The organism is Rhizobium sp. P1_E1, assembly GCF_056406015.1.
The window spans coordinates 1-18,413 of the sequence record NZ_JBFUAY010000108.1 but is presented as its reverse complement, the minus strand read 5'-3'; the positions used below and the strand labels follow the sequence as shown (position 1 = coordinate 18,413).

Annotated in this window: 14 protein-coding genes; 8 read left to right on the top strand and 6 right to left on the bottom strand. The window is 61.4% G+C overall.

The genetic code is table 11. From position 1 onward, the window contains the following. On the bottom strand, window positions 1–412 hold a 412-nt coding region (locus AC1D1Z_RS25905), incomplete at its 3' end, for an ABC transporter permease subunit (protein WP_477851971.1). A gap of 179 nt (window positions 413–591) precedes the next feature. Continuing rightward, window positions 592–1,707 carry an ABC transporter substrate-binding protein gene (locus AC1D1Z_RS25900; protein ID WP_477851970.1) on the bottom strand — a complete coding sequence of 372 codons (1,116 nt, stop codon included), beginning with the start codon at window positions 1,705–1,707 and terminating at the stop codon, window positions 592–594. A 308-nt stretch (window positions 1,708–2,015) separates the two neighbouring features. Between AC1D1Z_RS25900 and AC1D1Z_RS25895 the strand changes: the two genes are divergently transcribed. The 6 genes from AC1D1Z_RS25895 to AC1D1Z_RS25870 are packed head-to-tail and all read left to right on the top strand — an operon-like array spanning window position 2,016 to window position 10,718. Then, complete coding sequence (locus tag AC1D1Z_RS25895; protein WP_026188724.1) at window positions 2,016–4,097, top strand: hydantoinase/oxoprolinase family protein; 2,082 nt, start codon at window positions 2,016–2,018, stop codon at window positions 4,095–4,097. A gap of 10 nt (window positions 4,098–4,107) precedes the next feature. After that, window positions 4,108–5,775, top strand: a complete 1,668-nt coding sequence (locus AC1D1Z_RS25890) for a hydantoinase B/oxoprolinase family protein (RefSeq protein WP_477851967.1) — start codon at window positions 4,108–4,110, stop codon at window positions 5,773–5,775. After that, on the top strand, window positions 5,772–6,983 hold the full coding sequence (locus AC1D1Z_RS25885; RefSeq protein WP_018245957.1) for a pyridoxal phosphate-dependent aminotransferase: 1,212 nt from the start codon (window positions 5,772–5,774) through the stop codon (window positions 6,981–6,983). The genes AC1D1Z_RS25890 and AC1D1Z_RS25885 overlap by 4 nt, the downstream gene beginning before the upstream one ends. 12 nt (window positions 6,984–6,995) lie before the next feature. Further along, window positions 6,996–7,808 carry an NAD-dependent epimerase/dehydratase family protein gene (locus AC1D1Z_RS25880; protein WP_018245956.1) on the top strand — a complete coding sequence of 271 codons (813 nt, stop codon included), beginning with the start codon at window positions 6,996–6,998 and terminating at the stop codon, window positions 7,806–7,808. A 9-nt stretch (window positions 7,809–7,817) separates the two neighbouring features. Continuing rightward, entirely contained in the window at window positions 7,818–9,011 is a 1,194-nt protein-coding gene (locus AC1D1Z_RS25875) for an NAD(P)/FAD-dependent oxidoreductase (protein ID WP_018245955.1), read from the top strand. Between the two features lie 21 nt (window positions 9,012–9,032). Next, the gene (locus AC1D1Z_RS25870; protein ID WP_018245954.1) at window positions 9,033–10,718 is read left to right on the top strand and encodes a thiamine pyrophosphate-binding protein; all 1,686 of its coding nucleotides are present in this window, start codon (window positions 9,033–9,035) and stop codon (window positions 10,716–10,718) included. Between the two features lie 204 nt (window positions 10,719–10,922). On the opposite strand, the gene AC1D1Z_RS25865 is transcribed toward AC1D1Z_RS25870, so the two are convergent. Both AC1D1Z_RS25865 and ydiJ read right to left on the bottom strand, forming a co-directional pair. Beyond that, window positions 10,923–11,654, bottom strand: a complete 732-nt coding sequence (locus AC1D1Z_RS25865; protein WP_018245953.1) for a FadR/GntR family transcriptional regulator — start codon at window positions 11,652–11,654, stop codon at window positions 10,923–10,925. Between the two features lie 45 nt (window positions 11,655–11,699). Beyond that, window positions 11,700–14,759, bottom strand: coding sequence for a D-2-hydroxyglutarate dehydrogenase YdiJ (ydiJ, locus tag AC1D1Z_RS25860; protein WP_018245952.1), 3,060 nt, complete (start codon window positions 14,757–14,759; stop codon window positions 11,700–11,702). A gap of 98 nt (window positions 14,760–14,857) precedes the next feature. On the opposite strand from ydiJ, the gene AC1D1Z_RS25855 reads away from it, so the two are divergent. Both AC1D1Z_RS25855 and AC1D1Z_RS25850 read left to right on the top strand, forming a co-directional pair. Then, the gene (locus AC1D1Z_RS25855) at window positions 14,858–15,607 is read left to right on the top strand and encodes an SDR family NAD(P)-dependent oxidoreductase (protein ID WP_018245951.1); all 750 of its coding nucleotides are present in this window, start codon (window positions 14,858–14,860) and stop codon (window positions 15,605–15,607) included. Next, window positions 15,600–16,349 carry an SDR family oxidoreductase gene (locus tag AC1D1Z_RS25850; protein WP_018245950.1) on the top strand — a complete coding sequence of 250 codons (750 nt, stop codon included), beginning with the start codon at window positions 15,600–15,602 and terminating at the stop codon, window positions 16,347–16,349. Before AC1D1Z_RS25855 ends, AC1D1Z_RS25850 begins: the two co-directional genes overlap by 8 nt. Here the strand turns inward: AC1D1Z_RS25850 and AC1D1Z_RS25845 are convergent. After that, the gene (locus AC1D1Z_RS25845) at window positions 16,330–16,587 is read right to left on the bottom strand and encodes a hypothetical protein (RefSeq protein WP_018245949.1); all 258 of its coding nucleotides are present in this window, start codon (window positions 16,585–16,587) and stop codon (window positions 16,330–16,332) included. The two genes, AC1D1Z_RS25850 and AC1D1Z_RS25845, sit on opposite strands and share 20 nt — an antisense overlap. Window positions 16,588–16,641: 54 nt before the next feature. Beyond that, window positions 16,642–18,270 carry a chaperonin GroEL gene (gene groL / locus AC1D1Z_RS25840; protein WP_477851962.1) on the bottom strand — a complete coding sequence of 543 codons (1,629 nt, stop codon included), beginning with the start codon at window positions 18,268–18,270 and terminating at the stop codon, window positions 16,642–16,644. Between the last annotated feature and the right edge of the window lie 143 nt (window positions 18,271–18,413).

The following is an 18,413-nucleotide window of genomic DNA, read 5'->3' as shown; positions in this document are numbered from 1 at the left end:
CCCCCTGGATGAGCGTCGGCACGCCCTGGTCGCGTGCGCCCTGGGCGATCTGGACGTAGCTCTGCAGCATCAGCGAGATGCCTATGGCCGATATCAGCGGAGCAAGCTTGGTCGAGCCGCGAAGCGGCCGATAGGCGACGCGCTCGATCACCCAGCCATAGACGGCCGTGATTGCGCAGCTGATCACCAGCACGGATATCAAGGCGAAGGGAACCGACTGAACGCCGAAATAGCCAAGGACGGCAAGCGTGATGGCGGCGATATAGGCCGATACCATATAGACGTCGCCATGAGCAAAGTTGATCATCCGGATGACGCCGTAGACCATGGTGTATCCGACCGCGATCAGGCCGTAGATCGTCCCCAGCGTGATGCCATTGAACAATTGTTGAACCAGGATGTAAAAGTCCATGGTGAACCCCTCTTATGGTTTTCGGGGATGGATAAGCCGGCCGAACCTAAAGCGCGTCGCGATCTTTCAGAGTCTCTGATCGCGCTTTAGGTCTTTATTTTTCCGCATGTCGCTACCGCAAAACCGCTGCACACTTTTGCGCGACAAGCTTTAGGTCCGGCCGGCTCGGGCAAAATGCCTTACTTCACCAAGACAGGGGTTCCCTTGTCGTCGAAGTTGTAGAAAACGAACTTGAAGTCCTTGATGTCGCCCTTGGCGTCCCAAGTGATCTTGCCGATGGCGGAATCGACGGTGTTGCTGCGGAGATAGTCGGCCTGGGCCTTCAGTTCGTCGCCGGCCTTCAGCGCGGCAACGACGGCCTGCGCATTGGCATAGCCATAGAGCACGTAGTTTGCCGGCGTGATGTTGGCTTTCTTCAGCGCGTCCTGGACGCCCTGCGTGGAGGGATCCGCCAGCGGATCCGGTGTTGCCGAATAATAGACGTTCTTGAGGTTCTCAGCGCCGCCGGCTGCCGCGACCAGTTCCGTCTGGGCGAACGCGTCACCGCTGACGATGACCACGTCGACACCCTGCTCCTTGAGCTGGCGGATCAGTGGGCCGCCTTCGGGAATGAGACCGCCGAAGTACACGGCGTTGGCGCCGGAGCTCTTGATCTTGGTGACGAGCGCATTGAAGTCACGTTCGCCACGGGTCAGGCCTTCGTACATCACAGGCTTGATTCCGCGCGCTTCGATCGTCTTCTTGACGGCGTCCACCAGGCCCTGGCCATAGGTGTCCTTGTCATGGATGAGGGCGATCTTGTCCCGCTTCAGCGTATCCAGAATGAAGCTGCCGGCGACGACGGCCTGCTGGTCGTCACGGCCGCAGCCACGAAACAGATTGTCGAAACCGCGATCGGTGACGGTCGGATTGGTGGAGGACGGCGTCATTTCGAGGATGCCGGCATCATTGTAGATTTCGGAAGCGGGAATCGTGTTGGACGAGCAGAAATGCCCGATCACCGCCTGGACCTTGTCCTGGTCGACGAAACGATTGGCGACGGCAACGGCCTGCTTCGGTTCGCAGGCGTCGTCACCCTTCACCAGTTCAATCTTCTTGCCGTTGATGCCGCCCGACGCGTTGACGTCGGTGACGTAGGCGGACACGCCGCTGAACACCTGCTCGCCAAAGGTCGCATTGGCGCCGGTAAAGGGGCCGGCGACGCCGATCTTGATCGTGTCGGCCGCCAAAGCGTTGGAAAACAGCAAGGCGGAGGCGAYGGCGGTGGCGCTAAGAAGTGTCGATATGGATTTCATGTGTTTTTCCCTCTGGTTGAAGCTGTTCGATTTTTAGTCGTTCTCGACGCGGTTTAAGTCCGCGTTCATGCTTCGCCTTGAAGGTGAAGCTATTATTTTTGTTAGGTAAATTCTCTTTGTCTCAGCCGCTGCGAAGAGCGATTTTCGAGATTTCCGGTCCTTTTCTTAATTGACACTTATATGATAAGTGACATATACGAAGACCGTCAAGCGGAAATGTTGCGGCATCGCTTGCAACAGTGAAGAATGGCAGGATCGATGATCGCGCAAGCGCGGCCTCGAACGTTAAGAAAGCGGGGAACAAGACGGTGAGCAGCACGCCACGAAACTGCCGGGTGGGCGTCGATATCGGCGGCACCTTTACGGATATCGCTCTCGACCTCGACGGGACGCTTCACTCGACGAAGATCCTGACGGACTATACGGCGCCGGAGAGGGCGATCCTCAAGGGTGTGAAGGCCGTCGCCGACATGGCGGGCGTCGCTCTTTCAGAGATCGGCATCCTCATCCATGGCACGACGCTTGCCACCAACGCGCTGATCGAGCGGCGCGGCGCCAGGACCGCCTTCGTGACGACGGAAGGTTTTCGCGACGTGCTCGAGATGCGCACCGAGAACCGTTTCGAGCAGTATGATCTCAATATTTCCCTGCCGCCGGCTCTCATCGCGCGCGCTGACCGCTTCGTCGTGCGTGAGCGTATCGATGCGGCGGGCAAGGTTCTGCTTGATCTGGACGATGCTTCGGTTGCAGCCGTCGTCGAGAAGGTCGCGGCAGGCGGCTATGAAAGTGTCGCGATCGGCTTCATTCATGCCTATGCCAATGGCGCACACGAGATCGCCGTCCGCGACGCGATCCTGAAGCGCCTTCCTGGCCTCTCCGTTTCGATCTCGTCGGAGGTTTCTCCGCAGATGCGCGAATTCGAGCGCTTCAACACGGTCTGTGCCAATGCCTACGTCAAGCCGGCGATCAAATCCTATCTCGACCGTCTCGTCGTGTCGCTGAAGGATATCGGCGTCCGCTGCCCGGTCTTCATGATCCACTCCGGCGGTGGGATCGTCTCGGTCGAGAGCGCCTCCGAATTTCCGGTGCGCCTCGTCGAATCCGGTCCAGCGGGCGGCGCGATCTTCGCGGCCGACATCGCCCGTCAATACGGTCTCGATACGGTTCTTTCCTTCGACATGGGCGGCACGACTGCCAAGATCTGCCTGATCGAAAACCAGGTACCGAAGACGGCCAAGACTTTCGAGGTCGCGCGCACCTATCGATTCCGCAAGGGATCCGGCATGCCGATTTCCATTCCCGTCGTCGAGATGGTCGAAATCGGCGCAGGCGGTGGTTCGATCGCTTCGGTCGACGCAATGCGCCAGATCCGCGTCGGCCCGCATTCGGCAGCCTCCGAGCCGGGCCCAGCCTGTTACCAGCGCGGCGGCAAGAACCCCACCGTGACCGATGCGGATCTGATCCTCGGCAAGCTCGATCCCGCCAATTTCGCGGGCGGCGCGATCCCGCTTTCCGTCGAGGCGAGCCGCCAGGCGATGAGCGACGATATCGGCGCGGTCATCGGCCTCGACCCGGAGGCTTCCGCTTACGGCACGTGCGAAATGGTCGACGAGAACATGGCCAATGCCGGCCGCGTCCACACCGTCGAGAACGGCAAGAACATTTCCGATTTCACCATGATCACCTTCGGTGGCGCAGGACCGCTGCATGCCGCACGCCTCTGCGAAAAGATGGGGATCTCGACCTTCCTCGTTCCGCCGGGCGCCGGCGTCGGTTCCGCGATCGGCTTCCTCAAGGCGCCGTTCGGCTACGAATCCGTCCGCAGCGCCGTCTTCAGCCTGTCGAATTTCGAATATTTAGAGGCCAACCGCCTGCTGCAAGCCATGAAGGCCGAAGCACTCGGCTTTGTCGAAGGCGGGCTCGACACCGGCTCCCCGGTGATCGAGCGCACGCTGTTCATGCGCTATGCCGGGCAGGGCTGGGATATCCCGGTCCCGCTTGCCGACGACAATTTCGACCCTGCGAGCGCCGAGACGATCGCGGCCTCTTTCGAAAAGGAATATGAGCGCTTCTTCGGCCGCGCCATCGAGGGTCTCGATATCGAGATCGTCAGCTGGTCGGTCAAGGCGAGTTCGCCGCTCCCGCCGGTCGAACGCATTCCCTCCGTCGCCGAAGGCAATATCGTGCAGCCGGGCAAGACCCGACGCCTGTTCGAGGCCTCCCAAGGCGCCTATCTCGAAGCCGGCATTCACGAGCGCACCGGCCTGAAGTCCGGCGACGTGATCAAGGGTCCCGCCGTCATCGTCGAGCGTGAGACCTCAACCGTTCTCACTTCCTCCTTCAACGCCATCGTTCAGCACGACGGCTGCCTTCTCGCAACCCGGATCTGAGGATAGTCACATGAACCAATCCATGATCGATATCCATATGCAGGTCATGTGGAACCGGCTGATCTCTGTCGTTGAAGAGCAGGCGCAGACCCTGATCCGCACGGCCTTCTCCACCTCCGTGCGCGAGGCGGGCGATCTGTCGGCCGGCGTCTTCGACCTGGAAGGCCGTATGCTGGCGCAGGCGGTTACCGGCACGCCCGGCCACGTCAACGCCATGGCGGAATCCGTCGCGCATTTCATTCGCGACATCGGGCCGGACAATGTCTTTGAAGGCGACGTCTACATCACCAATGATCCCTGGAAGGGAACGGGCCACTTGCACGACATCACCGTCGTCACGCCCTCCTTCCATCGCGGCAAGCTGGTCGGTTATTTCGCCTCGACCGCGCATGTCGTCGATGTCGGCGGCCGCGGTTTCGGCCCGGATGCCCGCGAAGTTTATGAAGAGGGCCTCTTCATCCCGATCATGAAATTCTTCGAGCGCGGCGAGCTGAACCGGACGCTGATCCATATCGTCCGAAACAATGTTCGCGAAAACGATAAGGTCGTCGGTGACTTCTATGCGCTCGCCGCCTGCAACGAAACGGGCCAGCGCCGGCTCGTCGACATGCTGACGGAATTCAATCTCCCTGATCTGTCGACGATCGGCGGCTTCATCCTCAAGCACAGCCGCGAGGCAACGCTGGAGCGGCTGAAGAAGCTGCCGCATGGCTCCTGGAACTACAGCCTCGATCTCGACGGCTATGATGAGCCGGTGCATCTCGCCGCCAAGCTGAGCATCGGCCCCGAGGGGATCGTGGTCGATTTCGACGGCACCTCAGGCATGAGCAAGTTCGGCATCAATGTGCCGCTCGTCTATGCCAAGGCCTATGCCTGCTACGGCATCAAATGCGTCGTGGCGCCGGAAATTCCAAATAACGCTGCCTCGCTTGCACCTTTCGAGGTGGTGGCGCCGGAAGGTTGCATCCTCAATGCCAAGCGGCCGGCGCCGGTCGCTGTCCGCCACGTTCTCGGCCATTTTGTCCCGGATCTCGTGCTGGGCGCGCTGCATCAGGCGCTTCCAGGCCAGGTGCCTGCGGAAGGTGCCAGCGCACTCTGGAACCTGCATATGAGCGTGCGCCCCGTCTCCGATCAGATCGGCGGCAGGGGCRCAGAAATCCTGATGTTCAATTCCGGCGGCACCGGCGCACGCGCCGCTCTCGATGGCTTGAACGCCACTGCCTTTCCGAGCGGCGTCCACACGATGCCGATCGAGGCGACGGAGAATGTCGGCCCCGTCATCGTCTGGCGCAAGGAATTGCGCGAGGGGTCAGGGGGTGCCGGCGCGCAACGCGGCGGTCTCGGCCAGATGATCGAGATCGAAGCGGCCGAAGGCTTCAGCTTCCGCTTCTCCGCCATGTTCGACAGGCTTGGCCACCCCGCCCGCGGCCGCGAAGGCGGACTGAGCGGCACGGCCGGCGCAGTCGCGCTCGACGACGGTACGGTTCTCAAGGGCAAGGGGCTGCAATTCGTGCCGGAAGGCAGGCGCCTGGTTCTGTCGCTTCCGGGCGGCGGCGGTTACGGCGATCCGGCACATCGCCCGGCTGAGGCGATCGAGCAGGACCTGAAGCATGGATACATCACCGAAGAACAGGCTGAAGCCTACGGCAGGAGCCGGACTAAGGGAGGCAAGGCATGAACATGATTGCATTCGAAAGCACACGCGTCGCGACGATCAAATCCTCGCCGTCCATGGCGGTGTCGGTCGCCGCCAAGGCGATGCGGGCCAAAGGAGAGCATGTCGTCGACCTGTCGCTCGGCGAGCCAGATTTCGACACTCCTGATCATATCGTTCAGGCGGCGATCGAGGCCATGCGCAAGGGGCTTACCCGCTATACCGCGCCGGACGGCCTGGTGGAGCTGCGCGAGGCGATCGTCGCCAAGTTCAAACGCGAGAACGGCCTCGACTACGCCATGGATGAGATCTCCATCGGCAACGGCGCCAAGCAGATCCTCTTCAATGCATTCCTGGCCACGCTGGAGCCCGGCGACGAGGTGGTCGTGCCGGCGCCTTACTGGGTCTCCTACACCGACATCGTCGTCCTGCACGGCGGCATTCCGAAGATCGTGCCTTGCGGTGTCGAGGATGCCTTCAAGATCACAGCCGAGCGGCTGGAAGCAGCTATCACGCCGAAGACGCGTTGGTTCCTGTTCAATTCTCCGTCCAATCCGACGGGGGCGATCTATACGGCGGACGAACTGAGGGCGCTTGGTGCAGTGCTGGCACGGCATCCCCACGTGGCGATCATGTCGGATGAGATCTACGAACATATCGTCTGCGGCGACGTGCCCTTCACGTCGTTCGTCGTCGCGTGCCCGGAGCTGAAGGACCGCACGCTCATCATCAACGGCGTATCCAAGGCCTATGCCATGACAGGATGGCGCCTCGGCTATGCGGCCGGTCCGCGCGAACTGACCAAGGCGCTGAACAAGCTTCAGTCCCAGAGCACGACTTGCCCGTCCTCGATCACCCAGTTTGCCGCCGCCGCCGCGCTCAACGGTCCCCAGGACTTCGTCACGACGGCGGTTGCCGAATACAAGGCGCGCGGTCAACTGGTCGCAAGGGGCTTCAGCGCGATACCCGGTCTTGATGTGCGGGCTCCGGAAGGAGCCTTTTACCTCTTTCCCAAATGCGCCCACTATATCGGCAAGACGGCGCCAGACGGCGCCAGGATTTCCAACGATACGGAACTGGCCTCCTATCTCCTCAGGGAAGGCAAGGTCGCCACCGTTCCCGGTGCCGCTTTCGGTGTCGARCCCTATATTCGCCTTTCCTTCGCGACATCGCGTGACAATCTTGCCATTGCCATCGAGCGCACCGCCGATGCACTGGCCAAACTTCGCTAAAGGGAAAATTCGATGACCGATTATCAGCGCACGCTTCTGACCGGCGCGGCCGGCGCTCTGGGAACCCAGCTGCGCAAGTCAGGAACAAGGCTTGGCAAGATCCTCAGGCTGTCTGCACGCAAGCCTTGCGAGAACCTCGAGCCGCACGAGGAGGATTTCCCGGCGGACCTTTCCGATTTCGACGCTGTTTCGAAAGCCGTGGAGGGCTGCGACGCCATCATTCATATGGGTGGTCAAGGGCTGGAGGCCCCCTGGAACACCATTCTTAACGCCAACATCGTCGGCAGCTACAACATCTATGAGGCAGCCCGGCAGCATGGCGTCAAGCGCATCGTCTATGCCAGCTCCGTTCACGCCATCGGTTTTTACGAGCGCACCGAGACGATCGACGGCGACGTTCCGACCCGCCCCGACAGTCTCTACGGCGTGTCGAAGACCTTCGTCGAAAACCTCAGCCGTTACTATTTCGACAAGTTCGGGATCGAGACCGTGAGCCTGCGTATCGGCTCGTCTTTCCCCGAGCCGACGGACCGGCGCCATCTCATCACCTGGCTTTCCTATCGCGATTGCCGCCAGCTCGTCGAAAAGAGCCTGTCGGCCGAACGCGTCGGCTTCATGGTCGCCTATGGCATGTCCAACAACAGCCGGGCGTTCTGGGACAACCGCACGGCGGCATCGCTCGGATACAGGCCGGAAGACAGCGCCGACGATTACGCGGACAAGGTTTTCGAGAATACGAAACAGGGCGATCCCAACGATCCGGCGGTGCGCTTCCAGGGCGGCAGCTTTGCCGCCGCCGGCCACTATGAAGACGAGAAGAAGTGAGACGCCCTGATGCAAGCTTCCAAGTCGTCCTATGACGTGGTGATCGTCGGCGGTGCAGTGGTCGGCAGTTCGACGGCATATTTTCTGGCGACCAACCCGGACTTCAACGGATCGGTCCTGGTGATCGAGAAGGACTGGACCTATCAGCGTTCGGCGACGGCGCTATCCTCCAGCTCCATCCGCCACCAGTTTTCGAATGCGATCAATGTCAAAGTCTCGCAGTTCGGGACGGAGTTCATCCGCCACTTCAAGGAAAACGTCATTGTCGACGACGACACGCCCGAGATTGGTTTTCACGAGGCCGGTTATCTGTTCCTCGCCGAGGACGATCGCGGCGATCAGGTTCTCCGGCGCAACCACGAGACCCAGGTCTCGTGCGGCGCGGAGGTGACGCTGCTCGATCCGGATGGTCTCGGCCGCCGGTTTCCCTGGCTGAACCTCGAAGGATTGACGCTCGGCAGCACCGGCGAGCGGGGCGAGGGCTGGTTCGACAGTGTCGGTCTGCTGCAGGGCTTTCGCAAGAAGGCGCGCTCGCTCGGCGTCGAATACATCGAAGACGAAGTCGTCGCCATCAACCGAGAGGGAGACCGCATCGTTTCCGTGTCGACGAAGAGCGGCCAGACGATTGCCTGTGGCACGATGGTCAACACCTCAGGCACCAACGGCAAGAAAGTCGCTGGGATGGCTGGGCTCGACGTCCCCGTGGAGCCACGCCGACGCTCGCTGTTCGTCGTCGATTGCCGAACGCCCCTGGAAGGAAAGGTGGGGCTGACGATCGACCCCACCGGCGTTTTCTTCCGGCCCGAGGGCAAGTTCTATCTGATGGGCACCTATCCCAAACATGACCCTGAGGTAGATCCGAACGATTTCGACGTCATGCATGACGAATTCGACGAGGAAATCTGGCCGATCCTGGCGAACCGGGTGCCGGCCTTTGAGGCGATCAAGGTCGTCAATTCCTGGGCCGGCCACTACGACTATTGCACCCTCGATCACAATGTCGTCCTCGGACCGCATACTGAGGTCAGCAATTTCCTCTTCGCAAACGGCTTCTCGGGGCACGGTCTCCAGCAGTCGCCGGCAATGGGACGGGGTCTCTCGGAACTGATTGCCTATGGCGGCTTCAAGACGCTTGATCTTTCGCCATTCGGCTACGAGCGGGTGGCAGCTGACCGCCCCTTCCTTGAAGACGCCGTCATTTAAAGCATAGGAGAGGGGCTCCCGATGAAAAACGAAACATCCAAGCGCAGCGGCGGCCAGGCGCTCGTCGATGCCTTGCGCATCCATGGTGTCGAGCGCGTGTTCGGCGTGCCGGGCGAAAGCTATCTTGCTGCCCTCGACGCCTTTCACGACGTGGAAGACGCCATCGAATTCATCGTCTGCCGGCAGGAAGGCGGCGCCGCCTACATGGCGGAAGCCTACGGCAAGATGACCGGCAAACCCGGCATCTGCTTCGTCACCCGCGGGCCGGGCGCGACGAACGCGTCCGTGGGCGTGCATACCGCCTTCCAGGATTCGACACCGATGATCCTGTTCATCGGGCAGGTGGCGCGCGATCAGATGGAGCGCGAAGCGTTCCAAGAGATCGATTATCGCCGCATGTTCGGCCAAATGGCAAAGTGGGTAGTCGAAATTGAGGATGCCGCCCGCATCCCTGAGCTCATCAGCCAGGCATTCCACCGAGCTGTCAACGGCAGGCCGGGACCGGTGGTCGTCGCTCTTCCTGAAGACATGCTGACCGATATGGTCGATGTCGCCGACACCCCGCCCTACAAGCGAGTTGAGGGCTTTGCCGGCCCGCCGCAATTCGAGGAATTGCTCGGCCTTCTCTCCGAGGCGAAACGCCCGATGGTTGTCGTTGGCGGCGGCGGCTGGACGCAGCAGGCCGTTGCCGACCTGAAGGCGTTTTCGGAAGCCTTCTGCCTGCCTGTCGCAGCTTCCTTCCGCTGCCAGGATCTGTTCGACAATACGCACGAAAACTATGCCGGCGACCTCGGTCTTGCCGCAGGGCCGAAGCTGATCCGCCATGTGAAGGATTGCGACCTTCTGATCTCCATCGGCGCCCGTCTCGGGGAGATGACCACTGGCGCCTATACGCTGATCGACATTCCGGTCCCGAAGCAGTTGCTCGTTCACATTCATCCGAGCGCGGAGGAGCTGGGGCGCGTTTATCACGCGCGATTGCCGATCAATGCCAGCGTCGCGGGTTTCCTCTCGCAGGCGGCAAAGCTGAAGCCGCGGGCTGCGCCGGTGTGGAAGGACTGGACCAGGACGGCCCATGCCGACTATCTCGAAAATCTCGCGCATCCTGAGGTGCCCGGTCCGGTGCAGATGGGCGATATCATGGAATGGCTGCGCGGCCATCTCAAGCCGGACGCCATTCTGACCACCGGCGCCGGCAATTATTCCGCCTGGGCGCATCGCTTCTATCAGTATCGCACCTTCCGCACCCAGCTCGGACCGACGAATGGTTCCATGGGCTACGGCGTGCCGGCGGCGATCGCCGCCAAGATCACCGATCCCGCGCGCACGGTCGTTGCCTTTGCCGGCGACGGATGTTTCCTGATGAACGGTCAGGAACTCGCAACCGCCATGCAGTATGACGCTCGCGTCATCTTTCTCGTCATCAACAACGGCATGTATGGCACGATCCGCATGCACCAGGAGCGTGAGTATCCCGGCCGCGTCTCCGGCACCCGCCTGACGAACCCGGACTTTGCCTCGCTGGCGCGATCCTATGGCCTCCATGGTGAGACCGTGGAAAGGACCGAGGACTTCGCCGGCGCCTTCCAACGCTGCGAGACTTCCGGCAAGCCGGGTCTCATCGAAATCCGGATCGACCCGGAAGCGCTGACGCCGAAAATGAGCCTGACGCAAATTCGCGACCAGGCGATCGCACAGGGAAAGTGATCGCAGGAAAAGGCGCCGCCTCAAAAAGCCGGGCGGCGCCGCAGCAGACCAGCGGAAAGTGAAGTCGCTTGAGGGGCGCCGACAAGGATCACCCCCAACGGTAAGCCAGCGGCGCTGATCCTTGATCCTTTCGGTCGTGGAAAACGGTAAGATAGGAGCGCAGGAAGCGTAGCAGCAGGCGGATCATCCTTTCCTTCCCCTGACTTAATTCTCCGTTTCGCTGCTCGTCGGCTCATTGAGCATCGTGCGGTAACGATGGAGGCTTTCCTCCAGATGGACGATCAGCGCGGCCTTCGCAGCCTTGGCATCACCCTGGGTGATGGCGGCCAGGATCGCGGCATGTTCCTTGTTGATCTTCTTCAGGTAGGTGCTGTAGCCGCGCGCCGATTGGCGATGCTTGAGTACGAGGTCGAAATTGATGCTCTCTATCACCGCTTCCAGAAAACTCGGGAAGTGGGGATTGCGGGTGGCACGGGCGATCGCAAGGTGAAACTCGAAATCGGCGCGTGCTTCGACCTCGGCATCGTCCGTCACCAGGTTTTCAAGGTTGTCGTAGGCGCGGGCAATTTCAGCCAGCGCCTCCGGCGTGCGCCTCGACGCTGCAAGGGCGACGGATTGTATCTCGACGCCGAGCCGCAATTCCAGGATCTGCATCGCGGAGCGAATGTCCTCGATGCGGCTGATTTCGAAATTGAGGGTCTTTGCGTCCTTGTCGCTCACGTAGACGCCGGCACCCTGTCGCGCGGTCACACGTCCGCCAACCTTGAGAGAGGTGAGCGCCTCGCGAATGACGGTTCGGGACACGCCGAACTCTTCGCACAGCTGGGCACTTGACGGAATTTTCTCGCCGGGAGCATAAAGACCGGAGTCGATCCGTTCCATCAGCTTCGCAACGACGATTTCCGCGAGATTGCCTCGTTGCGTGATGATTGACACTGGTTTGCTCCGATTTTCACGATCAAATTTAGCACATATCACATATCATGCCACGTCTGATTGCGGAATGTCGGCTCTTTCAGACATTATCTTATCGATGACCTGAAAGGGGTGCGGGAGGCGCTTGTTGTCGATTTCCTTCACCTGCGAGCGGCATGAATATCCGGTGGCCATGAGACTGTCGTTGTCGCCGGCGGCATCGACCTCCGGCTTCCAGCTCATCGCATAGAGGCGCTCGGAGATCGGTCGATTGCGGGCCTCGTGGCCAAAGGTACCGGCCATTCCGCAACAACCCGTTTCTGCTGCCTGAAGGTCGATGCCGAGGCTGCCGAACACCTGTTTCCATTGCGCAATGGAGGCGGGCGCATTGGTGCGTTCGGTGCAATGGGCCATCAACCGGAAGCTCCTGCCTTTGGCGGCGGAGGGTGATGCGGCAAGGCGGCCGAGGTTGGCGGCCAGCCATTCCTGCGGAAGGAGGATGCTCGCCTTCAGCACCCCCTTGTATTCGCTGCGGAACGCAAGCGTCATCGACGGATCGAGCCCCACAAGCGCCACGCCCGCGTCATTCAACTGCTGAAGATAGTGCGCGGTCCGCCCGGCCGCAGCCTCGAAACGTCCGAGGTAGCCATGAACGTGCAGGGCTTTGCCATTGACGTGGGACGCGGCGAGGAACGGCGAAAGCCCCATTTTCCGCGCAAGCCCGATCGCGGCGAGAGCGACCTCAGGATCGAAATAGGCGGTAAACGCATCGGCGACGAAGATGACGCTCTGCTCCCTCTCACGCGGCGACAATGCCTCGATCCGCCGAGGGGTCGCAAGCGGCACGCCAAGGCGGGCGGCCTCCTTCGCCAGAGAGAGCCGCGGCAGGTGGGGCAGGGACGTCAGTCCGGCAACGCGCATCATCATCCTGCCGGCTCGCGTGCCGACGACCAGGTTGTAGGCCGGCCGTATCCGATGGACCAGGGGCAGGGTGGTCTCGATGGCTGCTACCAGCGGATCCTTCAGCGGACGGAGGTAGCGCCCGTAGTAAAGTTCCAGGAATTTGGAGCGGAAGGCCGGGACGCTGACTTTTACGGGACATTGTCCCGCGCAGGCTTTGCACGCCAGACAGGTGTCCATCGAAGCGCGGACTTCGTGGGAAAAGTCGTCCCGATTTTGAGGGTTCAGGGAGTTGAAGACACGCCGCGCGAAGCTCGCGAGCGGAACGCTCTGCCGCAGGCGTTTTGCCTCCTGGCGGGGATCGATGCCCTTCTCGGCAAGCTGCCTCAGCCATTCCCGCATCAGAGCGGCGCGGCCCTTGGGCGAAAAACGCCGATCGCGTGTCGCCTTGTAGGAGGGGCACATGGGGCTCGTTTCGTCGAAATCGAAACAGGCGCCGTTGCCGTTGCAATAGGCAGCGTTGTCGAAGGCTGCGCGGATCTCGTTGCCGATGATGCGGTCGACGTCTCCCCGCAGCGGAACCTCGTCGATCTTCAGCAGCTCTTGGCCGCTGGAAGGCGTTGCGATCTTGCCAGGGTTGAGGCGGTTTTCCGGATCGAAAGCCCGTTTGATCTCCTGCAGGCTGGGATAGAGGTCGCCGAAGAATTCAGGCACATATTCGGAACGTACCCCCTTGCCGTGCTCCCCCCAGAGCACGCCGCCATATCTACGCGTCAGCGCCACGACGGCGTCGCTGACCTCCCGGACCAGCCGGACATGGTCATCGCGGGTGAGATCGAGGGCAGGCCGCACGTGCAGGACGCCGGCATCGACATGGCCGAACATGCCGTAGGAAAGGCCCGCGCCATCAAGCAATGCGCGGAATTCGCGGATATAGGCCGCGAGGTTTTCCGGCGGCACGGCGGTGTCCTCGACGAAGGCGACAGGCCTGACCGGTCCGTCCACATTGCCGAGCAGGCCGACCGCCCGTTTGCGCATCGACCAGATCGCCTCGACATCGGCATGATCCCGCGCGATCGTATAACCCAGGTGACGGGCATTCGCGCCCGTGGCAAGCGCGGCGGTCACCTCGGCCAGTTTGCGTTCGAGTTCAGCCTCATCGTCGGCGAGCACTTCGGCGATATTGATGCCGTTCGTGGTTCCGCCTGCATTGTCGGGAAAAAAGCGGGCAATGCCCGTCCAAACGATGTCGCCCCTGGCGAGCCCGAGAACTTTCTCATCGACCGTTTCCACCGAGGCGACCTTGAGTGCCACAAGCGTGCGGGCATCCTCCAATGCGGTGTTGAAGTCCCCGTAGCGAATGTTGATCAATGCCGCATGGGCGGGGATTGGCAGAAGGTTGAGTTCGGCTTCGGCGATCATCGCCAGCGTTCCCTCCGAGCCGCAGAGGATGGCATTGAGGTCGAAGCGTCCGTCGTCCCGCCGGATGTGAGCGAGGTCGTAACCGGTCATATAGCGGTTGAGTTTCGGAAAAATCTCGGCGATCCGGTCGCGTTTTTCGCGCGCGATGCGGTCGACCGTCCTGTGGATTTCGCCGACACGGTCCTGTCGCCCGGCGATCTCCGCGAGTACCTCAGGATCGAGCGGGCGCGACCACCAGTCGGTCCCATTCGCAAGCACGATGCGCAATCCCAGCACATGGTTGCTGGTTTTGCCGTAGAGGCATGAACCCTGGCCGCAGGCATCGGTGGAGACCATGCCGCCGATGGTGGCGCGATTGGAGGTGGAGAGTTCAGGCGCAAAAAACAGGCCGTAGGGTTTCAGCGCCCGGTTCAACTGATCCTTGACCACACCCGCCTGGACCCGCGCAATTCTCCTGATCGGGTCGATCTCGAGAATGGAATTCATATGTCGCGAGCAGTCGACGACGATGCCCGACGTGAGGGATTGACCGTTCGTGCCGGTTCCGCCGCCGCGCGGGGCGACAGTGATCCCGCGAAAGGCCGGTTCCGACAGCACGGCCGCCGTAATCTGCAGGTCTTCGATGCCCTTGGGGAAGAGGATACCGGTCGGCTCGATCTGATAGATGGAATTGTCGGTCGAAAAAACGGTCCGGCTCGCCGCACCGGTTTCGATGTCGCCATCGAACCCTGCCTCGATGAGCCGCTGGAAGAATCCCACAGCGGGAAGGGGGATTGAACCGTTCGGCCGGAGGCGTGGAATCATTTCGAGACCTTCAGAATGCACTTGAGCTTTGTCGAAGTTGGCATATAAGTGATAACATACAATGCTAGTGGCGTAACTGAAAATACTGAGGTGGAACTTTGAAGAACCAGACCGCAATCATCGTCGGCGGCGCTTCCGGGCTCGGATTGACGACGGCCAAGCTGATGATATCGCATGGGGCGACCAGGATTGGGCTCATCGATCGCAACGAGCAGCTGCTCGGCGTCTCGGCCGATGCGCTTCGCGCTCTGGGCGCCGAGGTGGAAACGGCGGTTGCCGACATTTCCCGGGCGGAAACGGCTCATCGCGGGTTCAATGAGATCGCCGGCAAGCTCGGTCGGATTCACGTGCTCGTCAACAGCGCCGCCATCTATCCGAGACGCCCTATCCTCGAGATCACCGACGAGGAATGGGACCTCGAAAATGCGATCAACGTGAAGGGTACCTATCATATGATGGTGGCCGCCGTTCTTCATATGCGCCAGCACGTGAACGCGCCCGAGGTTACCGGGCGGATTGTCAACGTGACCTCGGTCGATGCTTTCAAGGCTCATCCCCAGAATGCGCATTACGCCGCAACCAAGGCGGCTGTCGTCAGTCTGACGAAATCTTTTGCCCAGGAATGCGCCAAGGACCAGATCCTTGTCAATTCCGTCGCTCCTGCCGGTTTTGCGACGGATCGCGCCAGGGAGCTGGGATTTCTTCCGGAACTGGCCAAGGCCAGCGCGCTTGGCCGCGCAGCCGAGCCGGTCGAAATGGCGGAGTGGATTGTCATGATGGCATCGAGCCGCAACACCTATGCCACCGGCGAAAACGTCGTCGTCAGCGGAGGCTACATCTATGTCTGAGCCGCTGCCCTATCAGGTTGCCCTGGTCACCGGTGCGACGAGCGGCATCGGTCGCGCCACCGTCGGCAAACTACGCGAGATGGGGCTGACGGTTTATGCCGTTGGCCGAAACGCCGAGGCGCTCGAGGAATTGGCGCGGGAAAGCGGGGCGAAGCCGGTCCGTGCCGATGTGCGCGATACCGCCGAAATCGTCAAGCAGCTTCACGGAACAGACGTCGACATCCTGGTCAACAATGCCGGCATTCTCTCGACACGGGCGACATTCAGCGAGATCGAACCGTCCGAGATCGATGCCATGATCGACATCAATCTCAAAGCCCCGATGCATCTGACCCGCGCATTCCTGCCTGCTATGGTCGAGCGAAAGCGCGGCCACCTGATCTATATCGGTTCGAGCGGCGGCCAGGCACCCTATCCGAACATGGCGGCCTACGGCCCGTCGAAGGCCGGGCTCAGCCTGTTTTGCGACAATCTGCGCTGCGACCTGCTCGGGACCTCGGTTCGCGTGACCGAGGTGGTGCCGGGTCGAGTCCAGACGGAGCTTTATCGAACCGCAATAGCGGGCAACCAGGCGCGGACCCTGCTTTATGACGGCTACCGTCCGATCCAGCCTTCCCACATCGCCTCGATCATCTCCAACGCCATCGAGCTTCCCGTCTTCGTCGACGTCGCCAGGATAGAGGTCTTCCCGACGGACCAGGCGACCGGCGGCGGCACCATGGTCAAATTCCCGGAGCAGTAGGCGGGCGCTCGCTCGCTTCGAAGAGGCCGCGGGCCGCCTCGACCATCGACTGCAGGTGATCGGGGTCGCGCACGCCCTGTCGGTAGAGCTCGATGACGATGCTCGCCATTCGTTCGGCTTCGTCGCTGTCCCTTGCCACCCCGTAATCGGCGCTGAGCCTGTCGAAGACGCGCTGGCAGGTTTCAAGATCGCGGGAGTCCAGCGGCACCTGCGATCGGTTTTTGATCGTTTGAACCATCTCTATTCCCTCGGATGAGGCCCGCCCGGCGAGGCCGGCGGGCCGGCAAACGCCTTAGAAATCCATGCCGGGGCCGGCGGGCATTGGCGGCGGCGCGTCCTTCTTGGGCTTCTCGGCGATCATGGCTTCCGTCGTGACGAGAAGGCCGGCGATGGAGGCCGCATCCTGCAGCGCGGTGCGAACCACCTTGGCCGGATCGATGACGCCCTGTGCATAAAGGTCGCCATATTCGCCCGTCTGAGCGTTCCAGCCGTAGGAGAACTCGCTCTTCTCGCGCAGCTTGCCGACAATGACCGAGCCTTCCGCGCCGGCGTTTTCTGCGATCTGGCGAGCCGGCGCCTCGACCGCGCGGCGAACGATGTCGACACCGACGCGCTGGTCACCATTGGCGGTCTTGACGGCGTCGAGCGCCTTGACGGCGCGCAGCAGCGCCACACCGCCGCCCGGCAGAATGCCTTCCTCGACCGCCGCGCGGGTTGCGTGAAGCGCGTCGTCGACGCGGTCCTTCTTCTCCTTCACCTCGACCTCCGTCGAGCCGCCGACGCGGATGACGGCAACGCCGCCCGCGAGCTTGGCAAGGCGCTCCTGCAGCTTCTCGCGGTCGTAGTCGGAGGTGGTTTCTTCGATCTGAGCCTTGATCTGGGCCACACGACCTTCGATGTCCGTCTTGGCGCCCGAACCGTCGACGATTGTGGTGTTCTCCTTCTCGATCGACACCTTCTTGGCACGGCCGAGCATGTCGAGCGTGACGGATTCGAGCTTGATGCCGAGATCTTCGGAGATGACGGTGCCGGCGGTCAGGATGGCGATGTCTTCGAGCATGGCCTTGCGGCGGTCGCCGAAGCCGGGCGCCTTGACGGCGGCGATCTTCAGGCCGCCGCGCAGCTTGTTGACGACGAGCGTTGCGAGGGCTTCGCCTTCGACATCTTCAGCGATGATGAGCAGCGGCTTGCTGGACTGGACGACGGCTTCGAGAACCGGCAGCATAGACTGCAGGTTCGAGAGCTTCTTCTCGTGGATGAGGATATAAGGGTCTTCGAACTCCACCCGCATCTTGTCGGCATTAGTCACGAAGTAGGGGCTGAGATAGCCGCGATCGAACTGCATGCCTTCGACAACTTCGAGTTCGGTTTCGGCGGTCTTGGCTTCTTCGACGGTGATGACGCCATCATTGCCGACCTTTTCCATGGCTTCCGCCAAAAAGCGGCCGATTTCGGCATCGCCATTGGCGGAGATCGTGCCGACCTGGGCGATTTCGGAATTGTTTGAGATCTTGCGGGCATTGGCCTTCAGTTCCGCGACGATGGCGGCGACCGCAAGATCGATGCCGYGTTTCAGGTCCATCGGGTTCATCCCTGAGGTAACTGCCTTGGCGCCCTCCTTGACGATCGCCTGGGCCAGCACCGTTGCGGTGGTGGTGCCGTCGCCGGCAATGTCGCTGGTCTTCGAAGCAACTTCGCGGACCATCTGGGCGCCCATATTCTCGAACTTRTCTTCGAGTTCGATTTCCTTGGCGACCGAAACCCCGTCCTTGGTGATGCGCGGGGCGCCGAACGACTTGTCGATCACGACGTTGCGGCCCTTCGGGCCGAGGGTCGCCTTCACGGCGTTGGCCAGGATGTCGACGCCACGCAACATCTTCTCGCGGGCTTCGGTGCTGAATTTGATTTCTTTAGCAGCCATGTCCTCACTCCTTCATAGGCAGCCAGAGCAATTCCAGGAAAAGTGCGTAGCGGTTTTTCCGTTCGGAATTGCKTCAGAAATAAAAGCTTGGAGCGGTTCTGCGTTTCCATGAAAAGCTGATGCGCTCCTGCCCTGCATTGACT